The 13456-nt window shown below is 46.8% G+C and carries 12 protein-coding genes; 8 read left to right on the forward strand and 4 right to left on the reverse strand.

What is annotated here, in order from left to right:
• The first annotated feature begins 364 nt into the window (after nt 1-364).
• The 7 genes from efeO to nagA all read left to right on the forward strand — a co-directional run bounded on the left by efeO (nt 365) and on the right by nagA (nt 8624).
• Complete coding sequence (gene efeO, locus MHB56_RS09200) at nt 365-1252, forward strand: iron uptake system protein EfeO (RefSeq protein WP_341143505.1); 888 nt, start codon at nt 365-367, stop codon at nt 1250-1252.
• Nucleotides 1253-1257: 5 nt separating this feature from the next.
• Nucleotides 1258-2595, forward strand: a complete 1338-nt coding sequence (efeB, locus tag MHB56_RS09205) for an iron uptake transporter deferrochelatase/peroxidase subunit (protein WP_341143506.1) — start codon at nt 1258-1260, stop codon at nt 2593-2595.
• A gap of 238 nt (nt 2596-2833) precedes the next feature.
• On the forward strand, nt 2834-4438 hold the full coding sequence (locus MHB56_RS09210) for an FTR1 family iron permease (RefSeq protein ID WP_341143507.1): 1605 nt from the start codon (nt 2834-2836) through the stop codon (nt 4436-4438).
• 197 nt (nt 4439-4635) lie between these two features.
• Entirely contained in the window at nt 4636-5616 is a 981-nt protein-coding gene (locus MHB56_RS09215; RefSeq protein ID WP_076130419.1) for a LacI family DNA-binding transcriptional regulator, read from the forward strand.
• Between the two features lie 229 nt (nt 5617-5845).
• Complete coding sequence (locus tag MHB56_RS09220; RefSeq protein ID WP_076219325.1) at nt 5846-6724, forward strand: MurR/RpiR family transcriptional regulator; 879 nt, start codon at nt 5846-5848, stop codon at nt 6722-6724.
• Nucleotides 6724-7452, forward strand: a complete 729-nt coding sequence (gene nagB / locus MHB56_RS09225; RefSeq protein WP_341143508.1) for a glucosamine-6-phosphate deaminase — start codon at nt 6724-6726, stop codon at nt 7450-7452. Before MHB56_RS09220 ends, nagB begins: the two co-directional genes overlap by 1 nt.
• A complete protein-coding gene (gene nagA, locus MHB56_RS09230) occupies nt 7440-8624 on the forward strand; it encodes an N-acetylglucosamine-6-phosphate deacetylase (RefSeq protein ID WP_076130422.1) in 1185 nt (394 codons plus the stop codon). Before nagB ends, nagA begins: the two co-directional genes overlap by 13 nt.
• Nucleotides 8625-8705: 81 nt before the next feature.
• On the opposite strand, the gene MHB56_RS09235 is transcribed toward nagA, so the two are convergent.
• Nucleotides 8706-9740, reverse strand: coding sequence for a YhcN/YlaJ family sporulation lipoprotein (locus MHB56_RS09235; RefSeq protein WP_341143509.1), 1035 nt, complete (start codon nt 9738-9740; stop codon nt 8706-8708).
• Nucleotides 9741-9941: 201 nt separating this feature from the next.
• Here MHB56_RS09235 and MHB56_RS09240 point away from each other — a divergent pair, with 201 nt between their 5' ends.
• Nucleotides 9942-11009: a glycosyltransferase family 4 protein gene (locus tag MHB56_RS09240; protein WP_076195135.1), complete on the forward strand. Its 1068-nt coding sequence runs from the start codon at nt 9942-9944 to the stop codon at nt 11007-11009.
• Nucleotides 11010-11085: 76 nt separating this feature from the next.
• Here MHB56_RS09240 and MHB56_RS09245 read toward each other — a convergent pair whose 3' ends face one another.
• The 3 genes from MHB56_RS09245 to MHB56_RS09255 are packed head-to-tail and all read right to left on the reverse strand — an operon-like array spanning nt 11086 to nt 13451.
• Nucleotides 11086-12123 carry a glycosyltransferase family 4 protein gene (locus MHB56_RS09245; RefSeq protein WP_076141521.1) on the reverse strand — a complete coding sequence of 346 codons (1038 nt, stop codon included), beginning with the start codon at nt 12121-12123 and terminating at the stop codon, nt 11086-11088.
• Complete coding sequence (locus tag MHB56_RS09250; protein WP_076141520.1) at nt 12120-12842, reverse strand: glycosyltransferase family 2 protein; 723 nt, start codon at nt 12840-12842, stop codon at nt 12120-12122. The genes MHB56_RS09245 and MHB56_RS09250 overlap by 4 nt, the downstream gene beginning before the upstream one ends.
• Before the next feature lie 33 nt (nt 12843-12875).
• Nucleotides 12876-13451 (reverse strand): class I SAM-dependent methyltransferase, encoded by a 576-nt coding sequence (locus tag MHB56_RS09255; RefSeq protein WP_076130427.1) that lies wholly within the window; start codon nt 13449-13451, stop codon nt 12876-12878.
• Nucleotides 13452-13456: the final 5 nt, after the last annotated feature.

Raw genomic sequence — 13456 nt, forward strand, 5'->3', positions numbered from 1 at the left:
GGGACTCCAGTGACGCTATTCCTTAGAAACAGGCTCATATTCGGTACTTTTCAAGCCAATAGCGACTATGCGGTCCGATAGCGGCTCAAATATCAAATAATGCTGCATTTAGTGTCATCTGGGTCCTTTAGTTACTACGTATGCACAAAAGTTCGCCGGGTCGGTTACTATTCTGCTTTTTCAATTGTAATCGGATACATTGCTACAAACTATACTCCCAACCCTGGGAGTTTTTTGTCGTGCAATTATTACAATGAGATACATCACATTTTTATATTGACAGTAATTGTATACGGACTTATGATAAGTCCAGCATAATTGATAACGATTATCATTTAGATATAAAAAAAGGGGTGTTTTTTTAATGAAATTTACTTATGCTGTGCCTGCAAGTCTACTTGCGGCCTCCATACTGTTCACTGGATGTGCCAATAACAACCATTCTACAAATACTGTTGCCAACAGCACTACAGCCACCAACGCACCGACGACTGCTGCGGCTACCAACACACCGGAGACTGCCACCGCTGACTTCACGTCAGCTATAGATCAATATCGCACATACGTCATCCAGCAATGTGATGAATTTGTGAAGCAAACAGAGAGTTTCACCAACGCTGTAAAAGAGGACAAGATTGATGAGGCTAAGGCGCTCTACGCTCCTGCCCGCATGTACTACGAACGGATTGAGCCTATTGCAGAAGCACTTGGTGACTTGGACCCAAATATCGATGCCCGGGAAAATGATGTAGATGCGGCAGAATGGCGCGGTTTCCACAAGCTTGAGAAAGCACTCTGGCAGGACAATACAACTAAAGACATGACAGAAGTTGCTGACCAATTGCTGAAGGATGCACAGCTGCTGCGTGCGAAAGTTGAGACCGTTGAGATCAACGCGAATCTGCTCGTAACTGGTGCTGTTGAGCTTTTAAATGAGGTCTCCTCCTCAAAAGTAACCGGAGAGGAAGAACGTTACTCGCACACAGACCTGTATGATTTCGTCGCAAACGTTGAGGGTGCGCAAAAGATATACGAGCTGTTAAAACCAGAACTAGCTAAAAAAGATGCCGATCTTGAAAAAACCATTGGTGAACGATTCGCTGCCTTGCAAGCTGAGCTTGCCCCTTTCAAATCCGGAGATGGATATGTTTCCTATGAAGAGCTGAAAGAAGATGAAGTACGTAAACTGAGTCAGAATTTGGACGCCTTGGCTGAGCCATTGTCCAATATGGGAACTATTCTAGGAGTGTGACCCTCATGAATAAACATAACAAGTTCACTGGAGTACCAGGTAATCCTGAAAGTCCCCCTCTTAATGATCAATCGAAGAATGAGCCTATATTTGGTAAAAAATTAAGCCGCCGCGATATGCTGCGGCTTACTGGCGCCACTGGCCTTGGTCTTTTGTTAGGGGGCGGAGGTGTCGGTGGAATTATGGCTGCGCGTAATGCTGTAGCTGAGCCAACGAAATCCGCAGAAGGTGATTCCAGTTCCATTCCTTTTTATGGGAGCCATCAGGCAGGGATTTTGACACCTGCACAGAACTTTATTTATTTTGCTGCCTTTGATTTCACCACAACCAAACTGGCCGATGTGAAAAAACTAATGCAAGCATGGACCACTGCCGCTGCCGCTCTTACTACTGGCGAGCTTATTGGTGACGTAAATGACAACCCCAATCTTCCACCCTCAGACACCGGGGAAGCGGACGGGCTAAACCCTGCACGGTGTACGCTGACCTTTGGTGTTGGCCCTTCCTTTTTTGATGAAAGATTCGGCTTAGCTTCGAAACGCCCAGCCCTATTGACCGATCTTCCGGCATTTGCGGGTGACAATCTTGATCCGAAATGGTGTGGCGGGGATATTTGTGTGCAAGCCTGTGCGGATGATCTGCAGGTCGCATTCCATGCGATCCGTAATCTGGCGCGTATCGCCCGGGGGACTGCTGTACTGCGCTGGACACAGGAAGGTTTTCAACGCACTGGAGCAGCGGATCCCAAGGGGGCTACGCCACGCAATCTTTTGGGTTTCAAAGACGGCACGGGCAATCCCGATACAACCGATAACGCTGAAATGAACAAAGTGGTCTGGAACAGCAGCAGTGACGGTCCTTCTTGGATGAGCGGCGGCACTTATATGGCGGTACGCCGGGTACGTCTGCGTATTGAAGTCTGGGATCGGTCGTCGCTAAGAGATCAGGAGGCTACCTTCGGGCGTTATCGTCACACCGGAGCTCCACTCGGAGCTAAGGATGAATTCGATGATCTGGATCTTTCAGCTGCGGACGCTTCCGGGAAACCTGTCATTCCGGTGAATTCACATTCCGCATTGGCGCATGGTGACGGTACAGTCAAAATGCTGCGCCGCTCCTATTCTTTTTCCAGCGGTTTGGACGTCACCACGGGCCAGCTTGATGCAGGTTTGTTATTCATTAGCTTTCAACGTGATTTAATGAAACAATTCGTTGCCATTCAGCAGCGCCTCTCTAAGACTGATCTCCTGAACGAATATATGACTCACACCGGCAGCGCTGTATTTGCCTGCTTCCCCGGTGTCCGCAGAGGCGGCTTTATCGGGGAAACACTACTAAGCTAAATTTATGGCTGTCCATTATTGAAGGGGGATTATCCCGATGTTATCTCTTACGCATCCTAAACGGCAAATGCCAAAGGTTGCCTTGCTGATTCTGTTTGGCTTTTTGTGTATGCTTTTGCTCTCCAGCCCCGCGGGGGCGGAGGGCGATGGCACGGTCGACGAGCTCCTGCCGCCGGTCGGCAGCGCACTCGTCGAAGCCGGCCAGAGCCGCTGGGACGCGGCCGCGGCCGATGTAGAAGTGTTCGCTGCGCTGTGGCGCACCGCGAACACAGGCACGCCGGACCCGGCACTCGCCGGTCCGGCTGCTGCCGTTGACGCCGCGCTTGCAGACGCGGCGAAAGCCCTTGCGGCGGGCGGCGGCGAGCCCGCCAAAACCGCACTGTCCACGCTCGCGAGAAGCGTGGACGCGTACGTCACCGCCGCCTCCGGCACGGTCGGCGGTGACACCGGAGCCGCCGGACGCGAGACGGCGGCGAAGCTTTTGCCCGCGGCGGAACGCACGCGGGATGCGGCGCGCAGCGCCGACTGGAGCGCGGCAGCGGCAGCGTACCGCGACATCGTCAGCGGATGGAAGCCGGCGGAGCGCAACATCCGGGCGGACGATTCCACCGTCTACAGCCTGCTGGAGACGCGAATAAGCCTGCTGCGGATTGCGCTGCAGGCTGAACCGCTTCGCGAGGCATCGGCGAAATCGGAAGCAGAAGCTCTGTATCAACTGCTGGCTGATTACAGTGAAGGCAAAACCATTGACGCTGGGGATACTTCCAGTGAACCAGCTTCTATAGAGGGATTAATCAGCTACCTGAACAAAGCATCCTCCGCTGCCAAAGACAATAACAGCACAGAAGCCGCTAACATCATGGAGCAATTCATCGTAGCCTGGCCTTCTGCCGAAGGGCAAGTCCAGATCGCCTCACCAACAGTCTACAACAATATCGAAAATGAGAGTGCGGCTGTCACAGGTTACCTGCTCTCAAATCCGCCTAAACTGGATCAAGCTTTAACCATCATGAACAATATGCTTAGCGAACTAACGCCTTTGGCTGGTGAAACCACTTATAATGCTTGGGATGCCGCTTTGATTCTCTTGCGCGAAGGGCTTGAGGCTATTCTCGTCTTGTCAGCTCTTCTTGCTTACCTGAAACGTGATGGGAACGCCAAAGCGCAAAAATGGATCTGGTCCGGTGCAGCTGTCGGCCTCATCGCAAGTATCGGATTGGCTGTTGTGCTCACTTATACCATTTCTCGGGCAGCTTCCGGGGGAGCACGGGAGATGATTGAAGGAATTACTGGTCTTGTCGCAGTAGTTATGATGCTCACAATCGGACGCTGGTTACATAGCAAATCAAACACTGCAAATTGGAACAACTACGTGGGTAGGCAAGTTGATGGCGCGCTGGCCAAAGGAAACCTTTGGTCACTGTCCTCTGTTGCAGCGCTTGCGATTTTACGTGAAGGTGCAGAGACTACAATCTTTTATGTAGGCATGGCTCCATCCATCAAGCTGTCTCAATTACTGCTTGGGATTGGATGTGCTCTGATTATTCTTGGTATTGTAGGTTATGCAATTATTGCCTTGAGTGCAAAATTGCCGATTGCCGCCTTCTTCCGTACAGCTACAATTCTGATTTATTACCTAGTATTCCGCTTTCTTGGGGAGAGCATTCACTCGCTTCAGGTCGCCGGCAAACTTCCTGCACATGTACAAGAGGGCTTGCCTTCAATTAACTGGCTTGGCATGTATCCAACTTGGGAAACCTTGCTTCCACAGCTGCTTGTCCTGCTGTTTATTGTGTGGGAGCTGCTTCGGAACAGATCGCAAAAGGCTTCACGAACAGCTTAGTTTTATTAATACAATAGATATACCGGTCCGTCACGCCCTTGTGGTTACGCCGGTTTAGTCCGGTAATCTCTTGCATTTACAGTCTAATTTATGAAATGGATTCCATAGCAAGCTTTTTATTTGGGAGGTAATTTGCGGACAATATGATAAAATAAAATGACTATACACAAGCACAAAAGGGAGGCTGTTGTACTCTAATGGCTAATATTAAAGAAATTGCCCGTATGGCTGGTGTTTCTGTGACAACAGTCTCGCGGGTGCTCAATAATCACCCTTATGTAAGTGAAGTCAAACGAACCGCAGTCCTAAATACTATTGAAAAATTAAACTACACGCGTAATATGAACGCCGTGCATCTGATCACTGGGCGGACTCAAGCTATAGCTGTTATTATTCCGTATACCAACTTATTTTATTTCTCAGTCATTATTGCAGGCTTGGCTCAAGAAGCACTGCTGGCTCAATACCGGCTCGTTCTCTGCCAAACCGATTATCGTACGGAAGAAGAAATTAAGGTGCTTGAGATGCTGCGGAACAAAGAAATTGACGGTGTAGTTATGGTCTCTTCAACAATGAGCTCAGAAGCTATTGAAGAATATACAGCTTATGGTCCTATTGTGGTATGTCAGGATAGGGGAGAACGCCAATTTTCTTCTGTATATATTGAGCATTATTCTGCTTTTCGCAGTGGCCTTCAATATTTGAATGATAAAGGTTACCGCCATATTGGCTACTGTGAAGGAAGACCACACGGCAGCAGCAGCTCTATCCGCCAAATTGCCTTTAGAGACTTTCTAGAAGCTACAGATCAGCCTTACAATGATGAATGGATGATCTATAACTGTCTGACCGAAGAGGACGGTGCCCGCGTACTTCACCAACTGCTGCAGATGAAGAATCGTCCTGATGCCCTGATTATTTCAGCAGGCGATCATATAGCGGCTGGTTTAATCATCGAAGCTTGGAAAAAGGGTATCCGCATTCCTGAGGATTTGGCCGTCATTGGATTTGATGATCAGCCTATCGGCCGAACGTTAGGTCTGACCACTGTAGATAATCAGTTAACTGAAATGGGCATATCCGCTTTTCGGATTATCTATGATCAGATCCAGCGAAATGATGGACAACCCGTTCATCGCAAGCTTGAGTACCGTATTATAGAACGCAATACAGTATAGTATCCTTTTCATCTTATATCTCAGTAATTACATCATTTTAACGGTCCACTTTGCAGCCTTCTGCGAGTAGACCGTTTTTTATTTTTGCATATTCCCCTTTAGTATTCATTTTTATCCCTTGCTTCCGAATGGAATTTGTTTTATCCTAAATATGAAAATAATTTTCTGCATTTAGTTAATAATCATAAAAATAATTTCAATACCCCATTGAAACGAGGTGGATGAATGGATGTCCCCAATACTGCATGCACTCGAGCATGAGAAGGCCAAGCTCTCTCAAATGGAACGAAAGCTGGCTGAACGAATTCTCTCCTCACCAGGCGAAATCGTTCATATGGGCATTACAGAATTAGCAGAACAATGCGGAATAAGCCCGGCAACGATCACACGTTTCTGTAAGGTGCTTCATTTTAAAGGCTTTCCGGATTTCAAGGTGAAGCTGGCAGCAGAAATTGCTCATAGTGATGCCGCGCCGCAGGATGGTGGCTCTTCTTATCAAGATATTGTAGCCGGCAACCCACTCTCCGTGATTGTGGAAGCGATGCAGACGAACCATCTGACCTCCATCCGGGATACTACCTCACTGTTAGATCTGGAGCGATTGCAGGCAGCAGTTCATTTATTGTGCCAAGCACGCCGCGTTGATCTATACGGGATGGCGACCTCTTCCATTGTCGCTCAGGATTTCTATCAGAAGCTGATCCGCATAGGCGTAAATTGTACTGCTTTTGCTGATTCCCATATGCAGATTACCTCTGCTTCATCACTCTCCGAAGGTGATGTCGTATTTGCAGTATCCTATTCGGGAGAGACTCCCGAGACCATTGATGCCTTGATGTGTGCGAAGGCTAGCGGAGCAAGCACTATCGCACTAACCTCTTATGGCAGCAGCACCTTGGCTACTCTGGCGGATATCCCCCTATTCTCCTCATCTTTGGAGAAAGGCATGCGGCGGGGAGACATGGCCTCACGCATAGCTCAGCTTCACATCATTGATATTTTGTTCACTGGAATGGTCAGCACCCGTTTTGGGGATTTTATTCCTAGACTGGAGCAATCTTATCTCAATGTCCAACAATACCGAAACAAACGAGGAGGACAATCCTAATGAATATTCTAAAGTTCCATAGTGATGAAGATTTCGTACAAACGGGTGCGAATCTTATCGCCAGCCTGCTGCAAAGCAATCCTAAAGCCGTGCTCGGTCTTGCGACTGGAAGCTCCCCTGTTGGGGTTTATGCCAAATTGGTTGAAATGCACCAAAAAGGACTTGTGAGTTTCTCTAAAGCAACTTCCTTTAATCTGGATGAGTATATCGGCTTGCCTGTCGACCATCCACAGAGCTATCGCAGTTTCATGAACGAGCAATTATTTAACCATATAGATATTGATCCAGGACAGACACATATCCCTGACGGAAACGCAGCGGATATGGAAGCAGAATGCCTTGCATACGATAAAATGCTGGAAGAAAACGGACCCGTTGACTTGCAGATTCTCGGTATTGGCAGCAACGGCCACATTGGATTCAACGAACCCGATGCTAACCTCAGCAGCAAAACCCATGTCGTCGACCTGCTTGAAGATACCCGGGAAGCAAATGCTAGATTCTTTGACAGTTTGGATGAGGTCCCTCGGCAAGCGATCACAATGGGCATTGGAGGCATCCTAAAAGCACGCCAAATCCTCTTATTAGTTCGTGGTGCCGGCAAAGCTGAAGCCATCCGCAATGCTGTTGAAGGCCCGATTACAACCCAATGCCCTGCATCTTTGCTGCAGAGCCATCCAAATGTAATCGTTCTCGTAGATGAAGGAGCAGGCAAATGGCTGAAATAAATAAAGAACTAGAACAGTTGCTGTTCGGTAAGGTACTGACTCCCCAAGGTTTAATTGAGCACGGTGTGATTGCCGTATCTGGAGAGCAGATCCACTATGCTGGAGATGCGGCTTGGCTTCCAGAGCGTTACGCGCATTGGCCTGCCAGTGGTCAAGCAACGGATCTTCTGATCCCCGGATTTGTAGATGTACATGTTCATGGTGGAGCTGGCCACGACTTTATGTACAGTGATACTGAATCGCTGAATGCCATCACTAAGTTCCATAGTTCCCAAGGAACAACAACAATGCTGGCTACAACCATGACCGCTTCCAAGTCTGCTATTGACCAAGTATTCTCCGAAGTCAGCGCTTATCGCGCTGCTGAAATGCCTTACACACAAATCGCAGGCATGCATTTGGAAGGACCCTTCATCAGCCCGAAATGGTCCGGCGCACAAAATCCAGAGCATATTGTTCCTGCCAATATTGAGTGGCTAGCACAATGGGAGAACGATTATCCAGGAATGATCCGGCAAGTCACGCTTGCTCCGGAACGTGAAGGTGCCCTCGAAGCTATTCTCTGGCTGCGCAAGCACGGTATAACTGCAGCGCTCGGGCATACGGATGCCTCCTTTGAAGAGGTTATTGCCGCAGCAGATGCTGGACTTAACCAAGCCGTGCATATGTTCAATGCGATGACACCCCTACATCACCGTAAGCCTGGAGCGGCTGGAGCTATTTTGTTCGATAAGCGCATTCGCGCAGAGATTATAGCCGACGGGATTCATGTTCATCCCGCAGCCATTTCTATATTGACCCGTCTCAAGAAAGAGAACAATTTATTACTGATTACTGATGCCATGTCTGCAACTGGACTTAGTGATGGTGAATATACAATCGGTGATTTACCTGTACTCGTTCAAGATGGCATCGCTACCCTTAAAGATAATCCCGCTGCTCTAGCTGGAAGCACACTAACGATGATTCGCGGCTTCCGTTATCTGATCCAAGAGGTAGGACTCACCTTGGAAGAGGCCTCCCGCGCTGCAAGCCTTACGCCAGCGGCGTCCATTGGAATGGAACGAAGCATTGGCTCCTTGGAGGCTGGAAAACGCGGCGATATCCTACGCCTTGATGCTGAATTTAATATTCGCGGCGTATGGATCGGCGGACGTCCAATCACCACTTAATAAAATTAGCTCCAAACAAAAAAGCAACAATTCTCTCCAGATGGTGAGATTGTTGCTTTTTTATTTAGATCACAAAAATCATTAATAATTACGAGTTGGGAAAATTCGTTCAACCATGGTGCGGAATTCATCCACAAATCCTTTTATCGGATGACCGGCACGAGCCTCTTCAGCATAAACATTGGCGCGTTCCACGAAGTCAGGATTTGCTGATACGTATACATCCTTAATTCTCGCATCATGTTTTTTAACTTCCGCAGCAATTTTATCTTTAATTGCTTTGGTAACTGTTTCTGTTTCTCTTGTATTTATGGTGTTATTTGTGTTATTCGTGCTATTGGTGTTGTACATATGCGTCGAATTACTTCTGTAATTCGTATCATGGATACTAGGAGTGGTACTGCGCATGCCCATTCCCATTCCAGTTCCCATACCTTTTCCCATCCCCATATCTACATCATGTTTCGAGCCATTGCTGTTCAGCAGAGGACCATTATTATAAGTATGGTTTCTTGTCGTACCTGTTCCCATAGTACCTGTACCTGTTCCTGTTCCCAACATATCCGCTCCCAAATTACCCATGCCATTGATTCCATTTCTGGTTGCCGGTCCAGTACTTGTTGTACCAGGAACTGTATTTACAGTACCTTTTAAGGCTCCGTTCATACCATTGGTTACGGCTCCAGTATCATTCATTCCATCACGGCCAATTTTCACTCTTCCTGTACCAGACATTACGCCTGTCGGTCCGTAATTGTGAGGAGTGGTTGAGGATTTTGCCCGATACGATGGAGTCCCTTTGGCACGCAGGCCAGCAGTTGCATCATTTAAAGTTACTGCTACATACGCGCTTTTTCCTGCAAGCATTACATTCGCTGAGCGGACTTCAGGCATTGCAGCAATCCGGTCTGCAAGCTCCTGACTAACTTCCATCTTAGTGATGTTATGCGTGCCACCGCGTACGGAATTCACACCAATACGCCCATCATTTACTCCCCGGACACTATTGGTTTGCACATTCGATTTTTCTGCCGTATTGGTTCCACACCCTGTAATACTCACCAAGCCGAGAAGCAATGCAGCTGAGACTGACATACTGATCTTGGATCGCAACATGAATTCATCCTCCATCTCTAATGTTGTATGTGTGCAGTGTACGATCGTTAGGATGACCTTCTGAAGAACAAGCTATCCTGAAAGGATTTGGAACTATGCCGCTTTGACCGTCACCCGCGAGTGCAGATCGGCGTATCTTATAAACAGTAAGCCATATCTCAACAAGTCGGTATTACTCCGCAAAAGTCAGGAGGCTTGTGCATGAAAGTTCTATTTACGTTTTATGTACCGAGTGGCGGGGTGGAGACATTAAATAAGCTGCGATGTGAAAGTCTCCAGCGAAGTGGGATCGAATGCCATGTTTTATATCTAATGCCGGGTTCAGGCCAGAATACGACCAATTTTCCGGTATTTGTCTCATCTTCAGATGAAGAAATTAAAAATTTGCTGGAGACCCATAATTACGATGCCATTATTGTTACATCTGATTATTTATTACTGAAACGTCTGCGTGAACTTGGTTACCGCGGTATTATGATATACGAATCTCAAGGCCTTGGAAAACGCAGTCATGCGGAAACTCTGATCAGAGATGCCGTCCCTTATTTACGTTCTTATTGTAATGCGGTACTAATCCCGCCAACCGATCATTTATTGGAGCTGTTTATTGAAATCTGTCCCTGGCTGCATCGTTATGTAATTCCGAATATTGTTGATGTCCAGTCCTTTCAGCATATCCCTGCTGAACCTCCCGCTAATCCGGTTATCGCTTGGGTAGGCCGGCTAGAGAGCAATAAAAATTGGCGGGAATATTTGAGAATCGCCCATGAAATTCGCCTTTATAAACCAGATATTCATTTGTGGATGTTCCATGATCCTAATTTAGCCGCAGAGGATCAGAAACAATCCTTTCAGGAGGAGCTACGCGCCCTAGGACTGAATGATCGTCTAAGTACTTTTACCAATATTCCTAATCATGTAATGCCCATTTATTATTCCTCGATCGCTAATTCGGGTGGATTCCTGTTAGCTACCTCCATTACAGAAGGATTTGGATATGCTGTTGCCGAAGCGATTTGCTGCACTTGTCCAGTACTTAGTACAGATTCCGATGGTGTCAGATCCTTTATTGTTCATAATGTCACGGGTAAATTTTACCCGCTTGGCAATATTCCAACTGCCGTCAACGAAGGACTGGAGCTTATGAACAATATTCCTCTGCGAGAGGGTCTCCGCCAGCAAGGAAGAGGATATATGGTCTCACGCTTCGGAACCGAGAAGTATGCGCAATCTTTTCGTGAAATGATGAATTCCTATGCCATCTTCTAACCGATATCATGCAAAAAAACCTTCAAGCCACTTCTTACGTGGTATTGAAGGTTTTTTATATTTTAAGGACATATTATTAAGAGTTCCTCGCTACGATCTCAAACAGTGCATTCTGAAACAATTGTGTGCTTTTTTCCCAAGTGAAATGCTGTGAATCCTGCTCCCCCTTACGAGCCAGCCGCTGGCGTAAATCCGGGTCTTTAATTAAGGTTATGATATCATCCGCGAGCCGATTCTCAAACCGGTAGGACATTAAGCAGTTATGGCCATGCCTGCCATATTCCATATTTCCACCGGAGTAAACAGTAACGAGCGCTGCTCCACAACGCATAGCCTCGATGCCTGGTAGCGATCCCGTATCATACGTACTTGAGCTTACAAAAATATCGCTCTCACTATAATGGTAACAAAGCTCAGTATCATTTGCAGGAGTCCTTATATGATATCGTTCGTCCGCTAATAAAGTTTGCAGGGTAGTCGACTCAGCAAATTCACCAGGAGGAATGATCAAATAAAGTTCAACTTCTGGATGAAGTCTTCTGACCCGATTTAACTGTTCAAGCAAATAGTCTTGTTCACGATGGCCTGAGAATCCACCCTCTGGCTTTCGCATAACCGCGGAAACTACAAGCTTATTTTCAGGTTCACGAATGTTCAAATTTCTAAAAACAGGATTCACACCAATGGGCACGATTGTCCCCTTAATCCCATGATTCATCTGGACGATTTCTTGCTGCCAACGGGATAGTACAAGCAGATTGCTGGTTAAACTATAGGATGCAAAAGAACGGCTATTGTCAGGTAAAAAAGTGGGCTCGTAGCAAAGCGCTAAACGAATATGAATCCCTTTTCCCTCATTACTTGCCTGCTGCGATACCTCGACTGTGGTATAAAAGTTGGAGACAATCACGTCCCCCACTGGAAAATCGCTGGCCGACAAATCACCATCTGCCGCATAACGCAATTCACAATTTATCTCGTATTCAACGACACCATCGCTGGGCAAGAGGATCGTAATTTCATGACCGATCTCTGACAGACGATTAGCCAGTTCTGCCAGCATCCGTTGTGCTCCGCCCCTAGATAGAGTTAGAACAGGAAATATTAATTTCATTCCCCTCTCTCCTTTAGCAGCAGATGCGATAGAACCCCATGATGGTTTGCTTGTACCTGTTCTATCTCTCTTTTCTGCGCCTCACTATAAATCACTGAGCCCATCTCTTGATGCACTCGATAATCAAGCTGCGGATACTCAATATAAGACCAGCTAAAATGCGGTAAAATACGCAGCCATAAATCATAGTCTTGAGTATATAACAACATTTCATCGAACGTTCCTACAGCACGAAATATATCCATATGAAGAAGAACTGTACTCCCATTCACCGGACAACCCAACATCATAGTCTCAATAAAATGGGCTCTGCTGCTAAAAAGCATACTTACCGTATCTGAGATCCGTTCTCCCTGCTCATTTATATAATAATAAGCTGTATAGTTAAACAAAGTACCCGTACTTTTGAGCTTTTCTATTTGGTTTTTGATTTTATCCGGGTGAAATTGATCATCTGCACTGAGCCAGGCAAAATACGTTCCGGTAGCCACTTCTATCCCTTTGTTCAAAGCAGAAGCCGTCCCTCCATTACTCTTTTGTATATAAATGATTCTGTCACGAAAGGGGGCCAACTTCTCCAGCCATAGGGTAGAACCGTCATCGACTACAATAAGTTCTATATTCGGATAGCTTTGATCCAAGACACTTTGGATGGCGAGATCCACATACGAACAGTTATAAAATGGGATGATCACCGATACTTTAGGTTCTTCACTCATACGCACTCACCTCCTTCACCCGGAGCTCAACTTTTATACTGTTTTACAAGCAAGCAGGGCATCTACTGGTGCATGGCTCTCCCCGAATGCTTCACGAAACGATGGGTTTTGGGCATGATGGAAACCTTTCAGTACCGTTACCTCATACCCAAGTGCAATAAAATCCTCCGGCTCCCACCCGCTCCGATGCTTTTGATAATGCTCTCCCTGCAAATGATAATGATCCATACCCTCCTGTGGAAAAAAGCCCCGAGGGGTAAATACAACTACTCGGTTATTGGCGATTCTTTCGGCCATCCCTAGCAGAGTCTTCGCTTCATTTTTATTAAAGTGCTCTATTGAATCAATAAAGGTAACCGCTGAAAATGTTTTGGGGAGGAATAATTTATCCATATGACTGGCATCTGCATGTACCGGAATAATATGAGGTGACTTATATTGACGATGCAGCAGGTACGGCCTGTGAATTTCTAATCCAAGCACTACTGCGGCTTCATATCGTTCAAGCAGGGTACCGGTGCCGCTGCCGATATCCAGAATACTCTGGCAGAATTTCAACTGTTCCAGTAAGACTGGCAGAAAGTCATTCACTTCAATTTCCCGGTACATTACCT

It is taken from the genome of Paenibacillus sp. FSL H8-0315 (genome assembly GCF_038005365.1).
GTDB classification, from domain to species: Bacteria; Bacillota; Bacilli; order Paenibacillales; family Paenibacillaceae; genus Paenibacillus_AQ; species Paenibacillus_AQ odorifer.

Bases quoted from the DNA above. Each gene is read 5' to 3' on its own strand.
- efeO (WP_341143505.1), top strand. From the start codon at position 365: ATGAAATTTACTTATGCTGTGCCTGCAAGTCTACTTGCGGCCTCCATA.
- efeB (WP_341143506.1), top strand. From the start codon at position 1,258: ATGAATAAACATAACAAGTTCACTGGAGTACCAGGTAATCCTGAAAGT.
- MHB56_RS09215 (WP_076130419.1), top strand. From the start codon at position 4,636: ATGGCTAATATTAAAGAAATTGCCCGTATGGCTGGTGTTTCTGTGACA.
- MHB56_RS09220 (WP_076219325.1), top strand. From the start codon at position 5,846: ATGTCCCCAATACTGCATGCACTCGAGCATGAGAAGGCCAAGCTCTCT.
- nagB (WP_341143508.1), top strand. From the start codon at position 6,724: ATGAATATTCTAAAGTTCCATAGTGATGAAGATTTCGTACAAACGGGT.
- nagA (WP_076130422.1), top strand. From the start codon at position 7,440: ATGGCTGAAATAAATAAAGAACTAGAACAGTTGCTGTTCGGTAAGGTA.
- MHB56_RS09235 (WP_341143509.1), bottom strand. From the start codon at position 9,740: ATGTTGCGATCCAAGATCAGTATGTCAGTCTCAGCTGCATTGCTTCTC.
- MHB56_RS09240 (WP_076195135.1), top strand. From the start codon at position 9,942: ATGAAAGTTCTATTTACGTTTTATGTACCGAGTGGCGGGGTGGAGACA.
- MHB56_RS09245 (WP_076141521.1), bottom strand. From the start codon at position 12,123: ATGAAATTAATATTTCCTGTTCTAACTCTATCTAGGGGCGGAGCACAA.
- MHB56_RS09250 (WP_076141520.1), bottom strand. From the start codon at position 12,842: ATGAGTGAAGAACCTAAAGTATCGGTGATCATCCCATTTTATAACTGT.
- MHB56_RS09255 (WP_076130427.1), bottom strand. From the start codon at position 13,451: ATGTACCGGGAAATTGAAGTGAATGACTTTCTGCCAGTCTTACTGGAA.